General features: G+C 45.1%; 20 protein-coding genes. 16 read left to right on the top strand and 4 right to left on the bottom strand.

Annotated features, from left to right (window positions below; translation table 11 throughout):
- Positions 1 to 58 precede the first annotated feature (58 nt).
- The 11 genes from AC1RJL_RS18780 to AC1RJL_RS18730 all read left to right on the top strand — a co-directional run bounded on the left by AC1RJL_RS18780 (position 59) and on the right by AC1RJL_RS18730 (position 9,023).
- Positions 59 to 598 carry a hypothetical protein gene (locus AC1RJL_RS18780; protein ID WP_492916878.1) on the top strand — a complete coding sequence of 180 codons (540 nt, stop codon included), beginning with the start codon at positions 59 to 61 and terminating at the stop codon, positions 596 to 598.
- Positions 599 to 1,039 (top strand): hypothetical protein, encoded by a 441-nt coding sequence (locus AC1RJL_RS18775; protein ID WP_492916876.1) that lies wholly within the window; start codon positions 599 to 601, stop codon positions 1,037 to 1,039.
- The gene (locus AC1RJL_RS18770; RefSeq protein ID WP_492916975.1) at positions 1,036 to 1,386 is read left to right on the top strand and encodes a hypothetical protein; all 351 of its coding nucleotides are present in this window, start codon (positions 1,036 to 1,038) and stop codon (positions 1,384 to 1,386) included. Before AC1RJL_RS18775 ends, AC1RJL_RS18770 begins: the two co-directional genes overlap by 4 nt.
- A gap of 178 nt (positions 1,387 to 1,564) precedes the next feature.
- Positions 1,565 to 2,194 carry a lysozyme inhibitor LprI family protein gene (locus tag AC1RJL_RS18765; RefSeq protein ID WP_492916874.1) on the top strand — a complete coding sequence of 210 codons (630 nt, stop codon included), beginning with the start codon at positions 1,565 to 1,567 and terminating at the stop codon, positions 2,192 to 2,194.
- Positions 2,195 to 2,330: 136 nt separating this feature from the next.
- Complete coding sequence (locus AC1RJL_RS18760) at positions 2,331 to 2,702, top strand: hypothetical protein (protein WP_492916872.1); 372 nt, start codon at positions 2,331 to 2,333, stop codon at positions 2,700 to 2,702.
- 143 nt (positions 2,703 to 2,845) lie between these two features.
- Positions 2,846 to 3,448: a hypothetical protein gene (locus AC1RJL_RS18755; RefSeq protein ID WP_492916870.1), complete on the top strand. Its 603-nt coding sequence runs from the start codon at positions 2,846 to 2,848 to the stop codon at positions 3,446 to 3,448.
- A 185-nt stretch (positions 3,449 to 3,633) separates the two neighbouring features.
- Positions 3,634 to 4,032 carry a hypothetical protein gene (locus tag AC1RJL_RS18750; RefSeq protein WP_492916868.1) on the top strand — a complete coding sequence of 133 codons (399 nt, stop codon included), beginning with the start codon at positions 3,634 to 3,636 and terminating at the stop codon, positions 4,030 to 4,032.
- Between the two features lie 610 nt (positions 4,033 to 4,642).
- Positions 4,643 to 5,656, top strand: a complete 1,014-nt coding sequence (locus AC1RJL_RS18745; protein WP_492916866.1) for an SMP-30/gluconolactonase/LRE family protein — start codon at positions 4,643 to 4,645, stop codon at positions 5,654 to 5,656.
- Between the two features lie 47 nt (positions 5,657 to 5,703).
- Entirely contained in the window at positions 5,704 to 6,597 is an 894-nt protein-coding gene (locus AC1RJL_RS18740) for a dienelactone hydrolase family protein (protein WP_492916864.1), read from the top strand.
- Positions 6,598 to 6,956: 359 nt separating this feature from the next.
- A complete protein-coding gene (locus AC1RJL_RS18735) occupies positions 6,957 to 7,685 on the top strand; it encodes a hypothetical protein (protein WP_492916862.1) in 729 nt (242 codons plus the stop codon).
- Between the two features lie 234 nt (positions 7,686 to 7,919).
- A complete protein-coding gene (locus AC1RJL_RS18730) occupies positions 7,920 to 9,023 on the top strand; it encodes a DNA topoisomerase IB (RefSeq protein WP_492916860.1) in 1,104 nt (367 codons plus the stop codon).
- 57 nt (positions 9,024 to 9,080) lie between these two features.
- Here AC1RJL_RS18730 and AC1RJL_RS18725 read toward each other — a convergent pair whose 3' ends face one another.
- Complete coding sequence (locus AC1RJL_RS18725; RefSeq protein WP_492916858.1) at positions 9,081 to 9,698, bottom strand: DUF3617 family protein; 618 nt, start codon at positions 9,696 to 9,698, stop codon at positions 9,081 to 9,083.
- A 280-nt stretch (positions 9,699 to 9,978) separates the two neighbouring features.
- On the opposite strand from AC1RJL_RS18725, the gene AC1RJL_RS18720 reads away from it, so the two are divergent.
- Entirely contained in the window at positions 9,979 to 11,592 is a 1,614-nt protein-coding gene (locus AC1RJL_RS18720) for a sulfatase-like hydrolase/transferase (RefSeq protein WP_492916856.1), read from the top strand.
- On the opposite strand, the gene AC1RJL_RS18715 is transcribed toward AC1RJL_RS18720, so the two are convergent.
- Together AC1RJL_RS18715 and AC1RJL_RS18710 are read right to left on the bottom strand one after the other, a co-directional pair.
- Positions 11,589 to 12,392: a class I SAM-dependent methyltransferase gene (locus AC1RJL_RS18715; protein WP_492916854.1), complete on the bottom strand. Its 804-nt coding sequence runs from the start codon at positions 12,390 to 12,392 to the stop codon at positions 11,589 to 11,591. The genes AC1RJL_RS18720 and AC1RJL_RS18715 overlap by 4 nt on opposite strands.
- Before the next feature lie 42 nt (positions 12,393 to 12,434).
- Positions 12,435 to 13,487 carry a glycosyltransferase family 4 protein gene (locus AC1RJL_RS18710; protein WP_492916852.1) on the bottom strand — a complete coding sequence of 351 codons (1,053 nt, stop codon included), beginning with the start codon at positions 13,485 to 13,487 and terminating at the stop codon, positions 12,435 to 12,437.
- A 314-nt stretch (positions 13,488 to 13,801) separates the two neighbouring features.
- On the opposite strand from AC1RJL_RS18710, the gene ribA reads away from it, so the two are divergent.
- From ribA to AC1RJL_RS18690, 4 genes are read left to right on the top strand one after another with little or no spacing between them, the layout of a single operon-like run.
- The gene (gene ribA, locus AC1RJL_RS18705; protein ID WP_492916850.1) at positions 13,802 to 14,422 is read left to right on the top strand and encodes a GTP cyclohydrolase II; all 621 of its coding nucleotides are present in this window, start codon (positions 13,802 to 13,804) and stop codon (positions 14,420 to 14,422) included.
- A complete protein-coding gene (locus AC1RJL_RS18700) occupies positions 14,403 to 15,137 on the top strand; it encodes a RibD family protein (RefSeq protein ID WP_492916848.1) in 735 nt (244 codons plus the stop codon). The genes ribA and AC1RJL_RS18700 overlap by 20 nt, the downstream gene beginning before the upstream one ends.
- Complete coding sequence (locus tag AC1RJL_RS18695; RefSeq protein WP_492916846.1) at positions 15,134 to 16,189, top strand: zinc-dependent alcohol dehydrogenase; 1,056 nt, start codon at positions 15,134 to 15,136, stop codon at positions 16,187 to 16,189. The genes AC1RJL_RS18700 and AC1RJL_RS18695 overlap by 4 nt, the downstream gene beginning before the upstream one ends.
- 27 nt (positions 16,190 to 16,216) lie before the next feature.
- Positions 16,217 to 16,594 carry a 6-pyruvoyl trahydropterin synthase family protein gene (locus tag AC1RJL_RS18690; protein ID WP_492916844.1) on the top strand — a complete coding sequence of 126 codons (378 nt, stop codon included), beginning with the start codon at positions 16,217 to 16,219 and terminating at the stop codon, positions 16,592 to 16,594.
- Between the two features lie 257 nt (positions 16,595 to 16,851).
- On the opposite strand, the gene AC1RJL_RS18685 is transcribed toward AC1RJL_RS18690, so the two are convergent.
- Positions 16,852 to 18,060, bottom strand: coding sequence for an efflux RND transporter periplasmic adaptor subunit (locus tag AC1RJL_RS18685; RefSeq protein WP_492916842.1), 1,209 nt, complete (start codon positions 18,058 to 18,060; stop codon positions 16,852 to 16,854).

The following is an 18,060-nucleotide window of genomic DNA, read 5'->3' as shown; positions in this document are numbered from 1 at the left end:
AACGCGCCGCTTATTTGTCTGCCCCTGTGCGGGGCGTTAGCCTTAGGATGAGCAAAGAATGAAAACTAGCGTGTATATTGACAACAATGTTTGGGACTTTCTATTTTTTAGAAAAATAGACTTGAGTGTCGAACTTCCTAGTAGTGAATTCTGTTTGTGCATGACAAGAGAGGCAGAGTTTGAAATACCGCCAATACCTAACGAAAAAGCCGATCTCAAAAAATTTATCGATGACACCATAAATAAATGTGTTGTCGAACCACATCGTTACTTCGGCTTTTTCAACCCAAACCATTCAGAGGAAGAGCAAAGAGTTGGAGGCTTTGATGTTGGGCGGTGGGCTAGTACTGAAGAAGTAGCTTTTATGGAACAGCAAAAAACAAAATTAGGTGCAGTAAAGAAGGCCTCTACCAAACTTTACAAGAATGAAGCTGATATATCTGTTGCTGCAAGGGCAATCCATTCAGTAGTAATTACACTTGATAAAAAGAAAGGGCCTATAAACGACGCCTATAAGCAAGGAAGCAAAGTGGTTTTTCTCACTGAATTTGACTCAAGTGGCATAACACTTAAAGAGTTTATATTAAGCAATCTTTAAATGGCTAACAAAGCAATCAACCGGATGGTTTTTAAGTTGCATTTTTGCCATTCCGCTTCGCTTAATTTTATGGCAAAAGTGCAACTTAAAAACCACCGTTTATCGCGGCGTTATGTGAATATAGAAATGAGCATTCCAAGTAAAGGAAGTAGAAAAATTATTGTGGACGGACATGAGTATTCTTGGCTTATAAGGTCAAGCCCCACATATTCGCAGGACTATTTGGGTGGAGAAATTACAGCAGTTGTTGAGTCGGTGGAGTTTAAGGGTTCAATATTAAAAATTACTTTTCCATTTTCGCGCCCGGACGCAGCTCTAAATTCAAAGTCTGGTAGCGTAACTCCGAAAATGGTTGAGAAAAGTATTTGTAATGCTATTTCCCAGGGCTGGAATCCTGGAATTTCAAAAGGTCTCTTTGAATACAGGCATGAAAGCACATAACAAAGCGTAGCAACACGCGCACTTCATGCGCTGCACAGTTTGTAAGTCGCAGTTTTGTGGTTTTGCTGCGCAAAAGTAATCCACAAACAACGGAAGTTATCTACTACAAGCCGTCTGAAGCCCCTTTATCTGTTATTGCTCAGGAGGCCGTAAAGGAATTACTTTTTGTTGCAAATAGTTTTTTGCATAATAAGCACGAATACCTTTTTGGTTCTTGGTCCATCGTTGACGTTGAGTTATCTTTAATATTGCATCGTTTAATTCTCAATGGTGACGTTGTTCCAGAAAATTTAGTGCATTATGCAAAAAAAGCAATGGCTACGCCCATCGGTTCAAAAATGGGTTAATAAAAATCGTTCAGTGTTATAAGGCTAACAAGTCGTTGCAGCACCGTTCCGCTTCGCTGCACTGGACAGTTTTTAAGTCGCAGTTTTATGGTTTGCTGTGCAAAGTGTTCCATAAAACCATAACTTAAAAACTGCCGCTGAACTCGGCGTTATATTTTCTAATCAGGACATGGAGTATATGCTAAAAATAATTATAGTTTTGATGGTCTCTGCTTTTTCAATCTATTCCCATGGTGCTAGTTATGACTGCACCAAAGCAAGGACAGAAGTTGAAAAAATAGTATGTCAGGAAAATGACATATCAAAGCTGGATGAAGAGCTTGCATTAAAGTATGGAATTTTATTAAAAGTTGTAAAAGAAAGAGAGCACCTGAAAGAAGCTCAACTTCAATGGTTAAAAACGAGAAATGCATGCAATGAAAAAACCTGCATTTTAAAAAATTACCAAGAAAGAATTTTTCAACTTTATAAAGTTGAAACTGAATGGCCTATAGACGTAGAAAAAGCATTGAAAATAATGCTAAAGCAGCGAGACATAAACATCGGAATTCCTTATCTTGATTTGATAAATTCGATTAACTCCAGATATCCGGAATATGCTTGTCATGAATATACAGACTGCAAAATTGTTGGCGTGTCGTTAAATATATATCCCGAATGGTGCTCCAAAGAAAGTATACAAAAGCGCACCTCAGAATGCAGAGAGTATCTATTATTTAACTATTGGGTACAGTTTCATCTGAGCTCTTTAAATTATTTAGAGCGAATCATTGTTACACAAAAAATACTGGAATTAACAAGAATATAACAATGCGCTCCAGCATCGCACACTTCGTGCGCTCGACAGCTTGTAAGTTGCGCATTTAGCGAGTTGCTACGCAAAGTTTATCGTAATGCGCTACTTACAAACTGCGGTTGAACACAACGTTATAAGGGGAATTTCGATGAAATGTTTTAAACATCAAAATATTGATTCCGTAGGCCAATGCAAGCATTGTTACAAAGGGTTGTGTGCTGATTGTGCCGCAGATACAGGAAATGGGCTTGCTTGTAAAAATGAACATGAGCAGCAAGTTGAGTTTATCAACTCGCTTATTGAAAACAGCAAAAAAGCCTATTCGCAATCTCCAAAGACTTCAATTCTAAGCAATTTGTTTCTATTGCTCATGGGTATCTTATTTATCGGTTATTCACTTATTAATAAAAACCAAAAATTTCTGTTTTTATTTGGCGTACTTTGTGTGGCTTATTGGGCAATCCTTTTTGTATATAATTCTATATATTTGAAAAAGTTAAGAACTGAGTATACCAAGTGAAGTTACATTATTCATAACAAAGTGCTCCAACATCGCGCACTGCGTGCGCTGGACAGTGGTTTTGTTACGCAAAAGTATTCCAAGCACTACTTACAAACTGCCGTTGTGCTTGGTGCTAGGGCTGCCCGAAAAATGGAGAGGAAATGAGATTTTTTATAGTTATTTTAATTAAAATCGGATTGGTTGGCTGTGCAAGTACCGGAAATATAGTTTCTTTCTCTGGCGCTAAAATCGATTATCAGCAGCCTGTGGAAGGAAATGTAGCCTATCTGCAGCTGGAGACAGCAAAAAAAACCGATGGTTTTGGTCTAGAGCCTTATCCTCATACGGCGATTATTTATGAATTGTGTGAATCTAAAGAAGAAGGGAAGTCTAAGTTTGGGTATGTAGGTGATCTTAAAATATCTAGTAAGTCAAAGTATGGTAATCCAGCACTCGTAAAGGTTAAATCAGGTGCACCGATATTTCTCGTGTTTGGTTTAATCAATCCTATTAATTACTATGAATGCACCACTAAGCATATTTTCACACCAGAGAAAGACATTACATACTCGTTTTTGAACTCAGTTTCTTGGACAGCGTGTCCCACGGAAACGAGTGCAATTTTAAAAAATAATACACCCGCTCCAATTAACGGTATCGAAAATTATGATAATGCTACAGGAGAGCAGCTAATACAGTTGGGTCTTAACCTTTATAGGGAGCCCTGTCGTGGACTAACAAGTCAAGCAAGTGGGACGCCGTAAACGGTGCTTCTTCTTGAGGCGTTAAAGAATAGACGTAAACCAAAATTGTCATAACAAATCGTGCCAAGTTCACACACTTCGTGTTCTGGACGGTTTATAAGTCGCACCTTTGTGGTTTTGCTGCGCAAAAATAACCCAAAAACCACAGCTTACTGCCGTTGAGCACGACGTTATGAATAGAATCTATGAATCGAAAATTTGATTTAATAACTGATTTGGTTTTTGGCGTAATTCCAGCCATTTTGTTTCAACCATTAGTATGGCTTGGAGCAGTGGGGCTGCTTGAAAATACATTTAAAGTATTCAAGTCATTTGAAGATTTCATAGAATATATATTCGTTCTTTTTCTTCTGTCTGTTGCTATATTTGGCACTGCATCTTTAATCTATGGTTTTTATGTAAAATTAAGAAATCCAGTTCGCACTTATAATAGGTTTATAAAATACGGAACATTTTTAGGTACTTTTGTTTGTGCGGGGTTTTTATTGGCGGGCTTGCAACCAGAAATATATTTTTCCGGTATTTTATTGGCTCCGGCAATATGGGTAGGAAGCAAATATTGGTATATATCAAAAAAACCTTAACAATGTCAGTCACGGCTTCGCCTTCACTACAAAGTCACGCATGCTGGCGGCGTTATGCAACAACCATAATTAGAGGCATAAATGGAAATAACCCTTATCAAGCACCTGAGTCAGATGTTTGAATTGAAGGCAACTTTAAGCGTTTTATAGGGTGGAAAATATATTTCTTCTTCATCACAATTATTATTGTATTTACTTACATAAATTCATCACATCTGCTTATTTAACAGCAATCCATAAAATACCCTGTTTGATTTTAACCAGATTTGTGGTTTACATTTTTTTTGCTAAAGACGGTTGGTTAGATCAGCAATAAAAATATCTGCTAAATCAATAACTTATTTTTTATTTGGAAAAATTCCTCAATTTTATAAATCTGGCGCGACTATTGCGATAAGTGCTTGCCGATTAATGACCGGCAAGGCGAGCGATGGTCGCCTATGCCCCGTGACAGCCGGTTGCACTTGTAGCTCGATATGTTGTTTTCGCGGGCACAGGGACGGTAGCGATGCCGAACGCTAATCTTGGCCGGCAAAGGTTCACAACACCTTAGCCGGTCTTTTTTCGGTTTACGCGCATTCACTGATTCTATGTATGAGGAAATACATCAATGAAAAATTCTGTGGCATTTCTGCCGATTAGTTTTATACCTGCCACCCTTGCAAAACTTATGAAGGGTATCGCGTTGGTTGCTATTTCCAGCTCCGCACTTGTTTCATTGCATAGCTCGGCGGCTGATACGCTGGCATCGGCAATTCCCGGTGTTATTGCTGCGGGAACGAAATTGGAATTTATTCGCGAAGGTTTTGAAGGTACAGAAGGGCCAATCGCTGCACCAGATGGCAGTTTTTTGTTTACTGAGACTCGCGCTAACCGCATTACCCGAATTGCACCGGACAATAGTATTTCTACTTTTTTGGAAAACTCCAACGGCTCTAACGGTTTGGCTTTTAATGATAAGGGCGAATTGATTACCGTACAGGTCAACAATAATCAAGTGGGTATTGTTTATCCAAAAGGTAAAGAAAAAGTATTGGTAAAAGAGTATGAAGGTCAAGCTTTCCAGCGCACTAATGACTTGGTGCTCGCTAAAAATGGCGGCATTTATTTTACCGATAGCGGCCCAGGTGCCGATGTGAAAGATGCGCCTCGTACCGGTGTTTACTATATCGATCCAACAGGAAAGACCAAACGTGTAGTGGGTATCAATGAAATCCAACGTCCTAACGGTATTCAATTAAGCCGCGACGAAAAAACCTTGTATGTCGCCAACACCGGTGGTGAATATGTGTTGTCATATCCAATCAAGGCCGACGGCACATTGGGGAAGCGCAAAAATTTTGCGAAGATTCCTAACGGTTTGCAAAAGAATGAGCAGGGTGTGTTATCCAGCGGTGCTGATGGTTTGGCCATTGATGCAGAGGGGCGCCTATATGTAACATCCAATACTGGCATTGATGTGTTTGATGAAAAAGGCAAATTCCTTGGTGGTATCCCTGTGCCGCATAAGCCGCAAAACATCGCATTTGCCGGTAAAGATAAGAAAACCCTCTACATCGTTGGCCGTGGTGCAGCGTATAAAGTAGCGGTATTGACGCCGGGCTTTGCCGGTCGAGTCAAATAATAGCGAATAGGCCGATTCAATTCGGCCTTTTATTTTCAGGAGGTTTTATGACGCGCAAAACTGCTGACGATTTTCACCCGGAAGTGCTGAAACTGTTTGATAAATATGTGCATGGACAGGCATCACGCCGCGATTTTTTAACCGGTGCGGCAAAATATGCGGCGCTTGCTGGCGTTACCGCGACAGGTTTGCTTGCTGCATTGAGCCCCCAATTTGCAGCGGCGCAGCAAGTAAAACCGGACGATTCACGCATCAAAACCAGCTATGTTGAAATCGATTCACCTAATGGTAATGGCAAGATTCGTGGATATTTGGTTAGCCCTGCAAAAGCAGTCGGGAAATTGCCGACAGTGTTAGTCGTACATGAAAATCGTGGATTAAATCCGCATATCGAAGATATTACCCGCCGTCTTGCACTGGATAATTTTATCGCTTTTGCACCTGATGCGTTGTTTACTTTGGGTGGATATCCTGGTGACGAAGAAAAAGCGCGCGAGTTATTCCAACAGCTTGACCAAACCAAAACCCAGGAAGATTTTGTAAATGCAGCGCAGTATCTGCGTAAGCTGCCTGCAGGTAATGGTAAGGTTGGCGTCGTCGGTTTTTGCTACGGTGGTGGGATTTCCAATTTCCTTGCAACACGGTTACCGGATTTAAATGCAGCTGTTCCTTTTTATGGCCGTCAACCGGAAGCGGCAGATGTTCCCAAAATCAAAGCACCTTTGTTGATTCATTATGCCGGTGTTGATGAACGTATCAATGAGGGATGGCCTGCGTATGAATCTGCACTTAAGGCGGCTGGTAAAAAATACGAAGCTTATATTTATGCCAATGCCCAGCATGGATTTAACAACGATACCACTCCACGCTTTGATGAAAAGTCAGCAGCATTAGCCTGGAAACGCACGATTGATTTCTTTAATAAAAACCTGCGTGGATAATGAGTAATGTGTTGGGCTTGAGTCATCAATTAAAGCCTGCTGTTGAAAAGCCCCGGATGAAAATTCATTCGGGGTTTTTTATTGCTGTACCAGACTAAATAGTAATTGTTGAATTAAAAGCAGCTGAGGATTGGTTTTCTGTTGAGATAAAAACAACGTTGGTTTTTACTATATTCCTTCAGTCTAGTGAGTATCGATAAAACTGTTATATATCAACCAGCTAAAACAGGTGGAAGCTATTTTTATATAATTCAATAGGTATTTTTCCACTGGTACGCATATTGCTCTGCAGCAAGCATCCGATGCATTCGGGTGATTATCTTATTGTGGAAAACTCTCTTGTTGAAGGATATTGAATTATGAAATTTGTAAAACCTGCGGCACTTTCAATTGCGTTTGTTGCCGCCTTGGCGAGTGCACCTTTTGTTGCTGCACAAAATAATGCTGCTCCAGCACAGGCACAGCGTCCTGTCATTAGTCCGGAAGAAGCGCTGCAAAAGTTCAGTTTTTTCGTCACTAGCGTAGGTTTGGGTAAAGGTGCTGAGTTGGGCGGTTTGGCGGGTGCGGATGCACATTGCCAATCTTTGGCTAAAGCGGCCGGTGCGGGGAATAAAATCTGGCGCGCTTATTTAAGTACTCAAGCTGCTGGTGGAAAACCCGCGATTAACGCGCGCGACCGTATTGGTAAAGGCCCCTGGTATAACGTGAAAGGTGCATTGATTGCCGATGATGTCGGTCATTTGCACGGCGATACTCTTGAGCAAGCGCGCCTTGGCAGTAACCTCACTCGCAACCAGGCGTTGAGCGAGAAGGGCGAGCGTATTCTGGGTGCGGGTGATACACCAAACCAGCACGATATCCTTACCGGTTCAAAAACAGATGGTACTGCTTTCACCGATGCAGCTGACCATACCTGTAAAAACTATACCAGCACCGCAGCAGATGGATCAGTACAAGTCGGTCACTTTGACCGCACTGGTGGCGGTAACGCCTCATGGAATTCTGCTCACCCAAGCCGTGGTTGCAGCCAGGAAAATCTGGTGAGTACCGGTGGTGCCGGTTTGTTCTATTGCTTCGCTACTAATTGATCATTCTTGATTATTCGCGTTGCCCCCAAGCCAGCCTTCGGGCTGGCTTTTTTATTCCTGTCTTTTAACCTCAGCTATTCCTTCCATTTTTCAGGTCTTTCTCTTGCAAGGTGGATGAGCCGCATAAAGGATTTCAACCAGCCTTGGTGTCTTACCGAACTGTGCCGTCCCTGATAAACCTTTTCTATATGCGAAGAACACAATGAAGCGGCGTCAAATCGGAGAAGGCAACATATGCCGGTTATTGCAGCAGATATTAAACTGTCTAATAAAAAAATAGATGCTATCGCCAATGATGCAGAAAAAGCGGCGAAGGCTATTAACCTTTTATACGTGCAGGATTCTCAACCAGGCATTACCCGTCGGAAGAAGGGCGATAAATTCCATTATTATATCGGTAAGGAAATACTGCGCGATAAAAAGATTCTCGATCGAATTGCCAAATTAGTGATTCCTCCTGCGTGGGAAAATGTATGGATCTGTAACCAGGATAATGGACATTTGCAGGCCACAGGTATTGATGCGAGGAAGAGAAAACAGTACCGGTATCATTCACTGTGGAATAGCCTGCGCAACCAGACTAAATTTTATCGGCTCTATGAGTTCGGTAAAGCCGTTCCCCATATTCGTGAACAGCTGAATAAAGACCTTTCACTGCCGGGGTTGCCGGTAGAGAAGGTGTTGGCATTGGCTGTGTGTTTAATGGATCAAACCAGTATGCGTATTGGTAATTCGGCTTATGAAAAACTGTACGGATCATTTGGCCTGACAACCTTGAAAAACCGACATGTCAAAATTGCCGGCAATAAAATGCAATTTATCTTTAAGGGAAAGAAGGGTGTTTCACAATCCATCAGTATTACCGACAAGCGGTTGGCATGCATAGTAAAGCAGTGCCGCGAAATTCCGGGCATGGAATTGTTTCAATATTATGCTGAAGATGGCAGTCATAAAGGTATAGATTCCGGAATGGTGAATAGCTATATAAAAAGTATTGCAGGACAGGATTTTACTGCGAAGGATTTCCGCACCTGGTCAGGTACGGTTCATGCGTTGGGCGAATTTAAAGAAATTCTGCTGGCGGAGAATACGCAGGACGCCAAGAAAAATATTATTGAGGTCGTTGATAGAGTTGCAGCACATTTGGGTAATACTCGAACCGTTTGCCGAAAATATTATATCCATCCGATTATTTTTGATCTGTATGAAAAAAGTAGTTTGCAAAAGTATTTTGTCAAACTTAAGAATAGCGCTCATGCAAATAAAAATGGTACAGGTTTGCATGGTGAAGAAAAGTTGCTGTTGGCGATTCTGAAGAAGGAATGTTTGGTGTGTTAGGCATTGGAGTATAAGAGGGATCAAAATGCGCTGGATTTTAATCCCTTGGTTTTTGTATTAATAAGCTTCTGGCTTAATGTCACCGCAGTCACTTGATAGCCATGATCCGGATTGTTCGGTGTTATAGCGTTGCGCAGTACCACCTTCCTGATTTACAAAAGATGCTTTGCCTTTATAGGCAGTGGAGGATGTGAATTCAATTTCTCCTTCGCCTTTTGTATTATTTTGATCCTTACAGGCATAAGCCATTTTAAATTTTGTGTTGCTGAGTTTGGTGATTGCAGGATTGCAATCGGCTGTGCTCTCAGGCATGTATCCCTTGTCAATTTGCGCTTGGGTAATGCATTGCTTGACGACTGTACCGTCTTTGCCGATTTGCACTTTGTTATTTTGCATGCTTACGCCTTGATCAGAAAACTTCATGCCCTGTTGGGCCATCATGTCTTCCATCATTTTGCGTTGCTCGGGCGGCATGTTCGCCATTTGTTTTTTGACTTCTTCCATCGCCGTTTGCATTTGCTGCGTTTGTGCTGCCGCTGAATCGCCACCGACCAATTTAATGCGGTGTTCCCAAAGGCCGGGTTTCATATCCACTTTAATGGTGTCTGCTAAAAGGGGAAGGGATGAGGCCATGGTCAATATGCCCACTAACGAAATTACACCTGTTTTTTTCATGTTGTCATGTTCCTTACACGGGGATCGGTTTATTTAAGACTCTGGTACGGGCCGGTTGTTCAGTCGGCTATGCCCATCAAATTGTAATCGATTGATTTTCATGGGTTTTGATGTCAAAAAGTGTTTATACTCAGCTACTTTTTGCGTGCTGGCTGCGTTAATCGAAGGCATCACTCGGACGATATTATCCAATCCGGCCCAGCCCTGAAAGCTTCTTTTTAATCGGGCTTCATTTAACTAAGTCGTTCTTTCCACAAGTAATAAGGCATTGCCCCTAATAATGAATACCCATTTATCCCGCTCTGGTTATTGTCATTCGCTTCTGAATATCACGGCCCTCCTGTTTATTTTTATTGCGTTGGTTGTTCCCAACCAATTGAGTGCATTTAGCGTTGGTGCATTTTTATTTTTTCCGGTAGAAATGTTACTGCTTGGGTTATTGCTATTAGTACCCGGCCGCATCGGCTTGGTATTGCGTTGGTTAACGGCAACATTGCTGGCATTGGGTATTATTTTTAAATGTGCCGACATGGCGACCTTCAAGGTTTTTGCACGACCATTTAATCCGGTTTTCGATATTTATTTATTTGCCAACGGTATGAATTTACTTAATGGCGCGATAGGGAGGGCTGGTGCTTTATTCGTTGCATTGTTATTGATCTTGTCAGTGTTGGCGATTATCGCCGCAGCGTTTTGGGTGTTGGGGCGCGCGCAGGCATTATTGCGTGCATCTACACGTATTGCTACCAGTGTATTGCTTGGTGGGTTGGCAATATGGTTGCTGTTATTTTTTATGGGATGGCCCAAAACATCCATGCGGTTTTACCAGCATGTCCAGGTACATTTAAAACATATGTTGGATACAGTTGCCGATATTAAATCCTTTCGCCTGGTGCTTGAGCGAGATGATGCGCTGGCGCATGCAGATGGGAATCTATTGGCGCACCTGCAAGGTAAAGATGTGCTGGTTGTATTTGTAGAATCATACGGACGCACTGCATTGGATAATCCGGAATTTGCAGCGCAAATCCGTCCCTTACTTGAACGCACAACGAATGCATTGCGCGAAAAAGGTGTTATTGCTCGTTCCGGTTTTTTAACGTCACCCACAGCGGGCGGCTTGAGTTGGTTGGCACATGGGACGGCTATGTCAGGATTGTGGATTGACAACCAGATTCGCTACGACAATTTAATGATGAGTGCGCGCCCAACGTTGAATCGCATTTTCAAGCAAGCGGGTTGGCGAACTGTGGCGGTGATGCCTGCAATTACTATGGCGTGGCCAGAAGGCCAATATTATGGTTACGATCAGATTTACAATGCGCATAACCTTGGCTACAAAGGCAAGCCATTTAATTGGATTACCATGCCCGACCAATATACGCTCGCCGCATTGCAACGACTTGAACTTGATAATAAAGCGCGCGCACCGGTGATGGCGGAAATTGCGCTGATCTCATCGCATGCTCCCTGGACGCCGGTCCCCCACGTGATTGACTGGAATAGTGTTGGTGATGGCACGGTGTTTAATATACAAGCAGCAAGTGGTGATAGTCCGGAAGACGTTTGGAAAGACAATACGCGCATTCGTTTGCAATTTCGTTTGTCGATTGAATATGCGCTGGAAAATATTGCGTCTTATGTGATGAATTACGGTAATGATAATGTAGTGGTGCTGGTATTTGGCGATCATCAACCAGCGCCATTGGTAACGGGTGATACCGCTAATCGCGATGTGCCTATCCATTTAATTGCGCGCGATCCCAAGGTAATCGAAGCGATAGATAATTGGCGTTGGACACCGGGTATGTTACCTGCCGATGATGCCCCAGTGTGGCGCATGGACGAGCTGCGCAATAAATTTATTGATGCGTTTTCGCTGCCGGGAAATTAACCCGGCAATGCAAGTAAATCCCAGTGGCCGATGGTGCAATGTCCATCGGCAGCATGGGCGAGGCGAAATGTTTTCCAGTCATCGAGTTCTTGCGTTGTTAATCCGTAACCTTCACTGATTGCACTTGCAATCCCGCCAATTAATTCGTTTGTCATAGCTTCATCTTTTGCGCCTAGTTCCCACGGGCTGGGTTTAACGCTGACGATGTAACCTTTATTTTCCAGCACCTGCTGCAAGTAGGTTGTACATTGAGGGCCGAGTGCCGGGCCAAATCCTTTATCGCGCAATTGATCCTGATTAAATGCTGTCAGGATTTTTTCATCCAGTGGATGTGTCGGTGTCCATGTAGTGGTGCCATCGTAATTCAATGCAGCGTAAACAGCAGTTTTGCGCGCATCGATTCGATTTATTAAGGCATCGATAAATGCAGGCGACGCGAGATCAAATAATGCGGAGGCCGATACTAGATGTGCACCGGTAAGAGGTAATTCTTCAGTAATTGTGAGATCGGCTTGATAATCTTCTATCAAACATTTTTTACCGTGACGACGTAAGGCCTCATCCAATAATTTTCCATCCAGATCGACCAACCGCCACACAATATTGTTTGCGCCAAGTTTGGTGAGGGCGCGCAATGTCGAGCCTGTACCCGCACCGAGATCAACAATAATGCGGTCAGGTGATACGGGATCACTGGCTTGGCCAAGCCATTCCAATGCACCTGTTGCCAATGTTTTATCGCGTGCGGCAAAGTCTGCGCCTTCGCGTAAATCCAGCCATGAAATTGAAAAGCCACTCATTGGTTATTTACTCTATCGTTTGTGGATATGTTAATTGGTGTATTAATTAATAGGTGCGTTGATGGTATTAATTAATGCAGATACCTTGTTCGCTGTAGTTGCCCAGCCAGGCAGGGCTTGCGCTGCGGATTGCGCACCTGTTTGCAGTTGTTTGTGCAAGCTTGGTGTGGTGAGTAAATTCCGCAATGCATCAGCAAGTGCCGCAGAGTTATCAGGTTGTACCAGAATACCAGCGGTCTCAGGTACTACATCGGGCACGGCACCTGCATGCGTAGCGACAATCGGCAAGCCAAAACTCAGTGCTTCCGCAAACGCCATTCCATAGCCCTCGAATAGCGAGGGCAAGACAAAAATATCGGCAGCGGCATATTCGCTGCTTGCATCGGCAACATTACCGATAAATGCAATTCGCTCTTGCAAGCCGGCGGCGGCGACTTTTTGTTGCAGATGTGCAACCCAGTGCGGATCAAAATGCAAGCCACCGACAAAGCGTGCGGTCCAGGGCAGATGTTGGACATTTGCCAATGCATCAATCAATACATCGTGGGCTTTGCGGCGCGTTAAAGTCGCAAGCGTTAGCAATACCGGTGGATTGCCGTTACACAGCGCAAACTCCTGTTGATCGGTTCCCGGTTCAGCAATAGTGATTTTTGCAGCGGAAATCGCGAATTGTTCGGTCAGTATTTTGCCGGTCATAGCACTGGTCACTATGACTGCTTGCGCTGCATTAAGCGCACGCTGCTCGGAAAGAAATAGTTGTTGTGCTTGCTCGTCTGATAATCCCGCCTCCAGCATTAACGGATGATGGCAAAGCGCAATGATCTTGAGTCGCCCCTGCTGTTGCTCGGCGATATTTTCCATCACCCCGAATGCGAGGCCATCTGCGATAACCAGCGCACCATCGGGCAGCTGCGCGAATTGCTCTGCAGTGTCGGCAAGTGTTCGGCTATCCGGCTGCGGAAATTGGCTGGAGAGGGGCAGATGTATCAGCTTGTGGCCGAGCGAATGCAACTCGGCAAGTAAACGCCGGTCATAGGCATAACCACCGGTGAGGGTATTGATATCACCGGGAATGGCGAAGTAAATATCGGTCATAGAAATCTTCTGCGAGATGTTAATTCCGTCTGCGACAGGATTGGATTTATCCACCAGGATTTTCCTGTTTGCAAGGTGGGCAATTGTCTACCAGTGTTTTGTTTATTGCCAGCAAATTGGCTGGCTTGATTTAAACATTCATGGATAAAAACCATCAGTTTCTTGCCTGAAAAACAACAGGGAAAATAATAACAAGCGCGACAGTCAGCGCTGCAAAAAAGTAATCTGGAACTTGCCTTGCCTAATGTGAGCACGCGCCGTAAGATCGCTGCCGTCACTTACAATTATTGTCTGAAACTAAAGATTTTTTGCGTATGTCTAAACCATCAGTTACCCGTACTGCCGCTGCCCGTATTCCAACACGGCATGGCGACTTTCAATTGTGTTATTACACCAACACCCTCGATAACAAAGAGCATCTCGCTTTCTATATGGGCGATTTGGCGCAGGCAGAGGCAGCCTTGGCCCGCGTCCATTCGGAATGCTTTACCGGCGATGTGCTTGGTTCGCTACGCTGTGATTGCGGCGAGCAACTGGATCGTGCGCTTGAACTGGTTGCACGCGAAGGTTTGGGTGTTGTGGTGTATTTGCGTCAGGAAGGCCGTGGCATCGGGCTCGAACAAAAGCTGCATGCCTACAACCTGCAAGATCAGGGTTACGACACAGTCGATGCAAACCTGATGCTCGGTCACGGTGCCGATGAGCGCAGCTACTCGCTTGCGGCCTGTATCCTTGACGATTTGGGCGTGAAGTCGGTGCGCTTGATGACCAACAATCCAGCCAAGATCAATGCCCTTGAAGCCGAAGGTGTCAATGTCATTGCCCGCGTACCGCTGGAGATTGCGGTCAACGCTGAAAATCAGGGCTATATGCTTACCAAAGCGAAACGCATGGATCACCTCCTGGCCAAACCTTATGCTGCCACTCACCAATAATTCCGCGAGTCTCCATCAGCAAATCACGCATTGGCTGGTTAATCAAAGAACCAGCGCCCGCTTGAACCGGCCATTCGTAACGCTGAGTTACGCCCAGAGTCTGGATGGCAGTATTGCGATCCACTCCGGCGAACCACTCGCATTGAGCGGGCACGAGTCGCTGCGGCTCACCCATCACCTGCGCAGTGTTCATGACGGCATTATGGTGGGCATAGGCACAGTGTTGAGCGATGATCCGCAACTCACTGTGCGTCATTGTTCCGGCCGTAATCCGCAACCCATTGTGCTCGATAGCCAATTGCGTATTCCGGCAACGGCGCGATTGTGTTGTCTGCCTGACAAACGCTGTTGGGTGCTGACGACGCAAGATGGCGTTAGCACACCCATCGACGGACTTGAGATAACCGCGTTACAAGGTGATGCAGAAGGGCGTGTATGTTTGCAGCGCGCGCTGAAATTGCTGTGGAGCAGAGGAATAAAAAGTGTGATGGTTGAGGGCGGGGCAAATGTGATAACTGCATTTGTCAAAGCCCAGCTTGCCGATGCGGTGGTGCTGACCATTACGCCGCGCTTGGTCGGCGGCTACAAAGCGGTAAGTGATTTGGGCATTTCCTCGCGCTGCGCGCTGCCGCAAATTTCACCGTTTTTTTCCGACCGTTTGGATGATGATCTGATTGTGTGGGGTAATTTACATTATGGAGATTCAACTCCATGAGTGCATCGATAGTTGATGCTCCCATCATCGCGCAGCAATTGTGGTTTACTGATACGCATAAGGTTGAGGTTCGCTCTGCACAACTAACGCCACCTGGCGCAGGCGAATTGTTGGTCGCTGTGGCTTGCTCTGCTGTCAGCGCCGGAACAGAAATGCTCGTTTACCGCGGGCAAATTCCAGTTGGCATGGCACTGGATGCCAGCCTGGATTCCCTGCAAGATCACCCCACATTCCCGCTTCAATATGGCTATGCCAGCGTTGGCTGTGTGGTGCGTGTCGGTAAAGATGTTGATCCTGTTTGGTTGGGTAAGCGCGTGTTTGCGTTTCAACCTCATGCCAGCCATTTTATCGCTACGCCTGACGATGTTATTGCAATACCCGAAGATATAACGTCTGAAGCAGCGGTGTTTTTGCCGAACATGGAAACCGCCGTAAATCTGATTCAGGATGGTAATCCTGCACTGGGTGAGCGGGTAGTTGTATTGGGGCAGGGCATTGTTGGTTTATTGGTATCAAGTTTGTTAGCGCAATTTCCATTAGCGCAACTAAATGCGCTGGACGCTATAGCATTGCGTCGTGCACGCGCGTTGCAGCTGGGTGTTGATAAAATAGCTGATCCTTTTTCCGATGCTGATATTGTCGAGTTAAAAAAACAATTATTTTCAGCTGATGAAAATAAAGGCGCTGATTTGATTTATGAAATCAGTGGTGTTCCCGAAGCATTAAATCTCGCGATTGAATTGAGCGGTTTTGCCAGCCGGATTGTAATCGGCAGCTGGTACGGCAATAAAAATGCAATTGTAGCATTGGGTGGCGATGCACATCGCAACCGGCTCAAAATAACGACGAGCCAAGTGAGCAGCCTCGCACCGGAATTAAGTGGCCGCTGGAGTAAAGCCCGTCGCTTTGAACTTACCTGGCAGATGTTGCGCCAGATAAATCCGCAACACCTTATTACGCATCGTGTATCTATTGCCGATGCGCAATCGCTTTACCAACATTTGCATGAATCGCCGGACGATATTCTGCAGGCGATTTTTTACTACCCATAAAACCAGAATCATTAAGCAGGATTTATTATGTATACCGTGGCAGTAACCCGTGAATTTATCGCCAACCACTTTCTCGTCGGCGGCGATTGGGGCTCAGAAAACTTTCCGCATGCACATCACTACGTGGCCGAAATCAGTATTGAAGGTAACCAGTTAGATCAACATGGTTATTTGGTTGATATCGTTGATATCGAAGCCGCACTTGATACCACAGTAAATTATTTCCGTGATTCCCTGCTTAACGACAAACCGGAATTCGCCGGACTAAACCCAAGCATTGAACACTTCAGCCGCATCATCAATGAGCAAATCAGCTCCCGCATCCGGCCATTAGGCAGCGGCTCCCTCATCGTAAAACTCTGGGAAAACGCCACCTGCTGGGCAGCTTACCGGAAGAATTTTTAGCCCTGTCTAGACTTATGATGTTTCACAGATAGATTGATAATTTTTCAATGATTTTAACAACCGGAGTAAGCCTTTGAGACCCGATTTTGGTGCAGCTTTACAGCAACATTACCAATCAGTTCCTGGCTTACTTATGTTTTTCAATTGCAGGATGGGCAGTGGAAAATCGTGCATGATCAAAATACTGCCCTGGATTATCCTGCGTTTATGCGTGCGGCGGGAATTACTGTTTAAATCGTTTGGAATCTAATTAATCTTCATTTCTTCACCGGCCTGGGCGGATTTGCGCCCACTGCTTGCCACTCACGTGTATTCACCAATTCACCTGCGACGATTTGGTCTGAAGGACTGACGACTAAAGTGTCGTTGGTGGTGATACCGGAGAGAATTTCTACATCGCGGCCCAAGTCGCGGCCGAGTTCTACTTCTTTGAAGCTGATGCGGTTGCGTTCACCGACAACGGCGACGCGGCGGGTATGGTCGGTGATGACTAAAACGGCAGCGGGGACTACGAGGGTCTCGATTCCGCTGGTGACTTGGATTCCGACTTCTGCATAAGCGCCGGGTAATAATTTTGCACCGGGATTAGGTAATACTAAATCCACTTGGCGTGCGCGAGTGTTTGGATCTATACCGCCCGCGATGCGATCAATTTTCGCGGTGAGTTTTGCTCCCGGTTGTTCGCGAATAGCGAGGCTCACATCGGTGCCTGGCGCCAAATTATCAGCGTAGGCTTGCGGTACCCAGATTGTCAGACGCAATGGATCGGTTTGGGTGATAGCGAATAATTCTTTGCCGCCGCCCTCAATCAAATCGCCGACTTCAATACTGCGACGCGTGATGATGCCGGTAAAGGGCGCGACTATGCTGCGGAAACCTTCCAATTGTTCCAGGCGTTTTACTTTTGCATTTGCGGCCGCGAGGTCTGCTTGGCCCTGACGGACGAGACTTTGTTTTTCTGCGAGATCCTGTAGCGAGATTGCACTCTCGCGTTCACGTAATGCTTCCCAGCGCGCGAGTGTTTGTTGAGCGAGATCGAGCCGCGCCTGTATTTGTTCGCGTTCGGCGCGTGCTTGTGCAAGTTCTTGCTCCTGTTCCGGTGCATCGATGGTCGCAAGCAGTTCGCCTTTTTTGACCAGATCGCCGATGCCCTTGTGCCAGGCGTCGACATAACCGGAAGTGCGCGCATAAATCACGGATTCGGTATTGCCGCGCAATGTTGTCGGCAGTTTTAATGCTTGTTGCAATTCGCCGGGTTTGGCTTTGGTGATGAGCACAGTGCGCTCGAGTGTTTCGGCGGTGTAATCTTCCAGTGCTTGTGCCGCGCGCATATTCAGTAGCACACGGACGCTGCCGCCGATTAATAACAGCACCAATGCACCGAGCAATACGCGCTTGGTGTACACGGCGCTGCGCTTCACGTCGGTGACGGGCAATTCAAGAGGAAGAGGGTGATAATCGTTCAT

Source organism: Cellvibrio sp. GW822-FHT04B05, from assembly GCF_058800985.1.
This window is presented reverse-complemented; position numbering and strand designations above follow the sequence as displayed.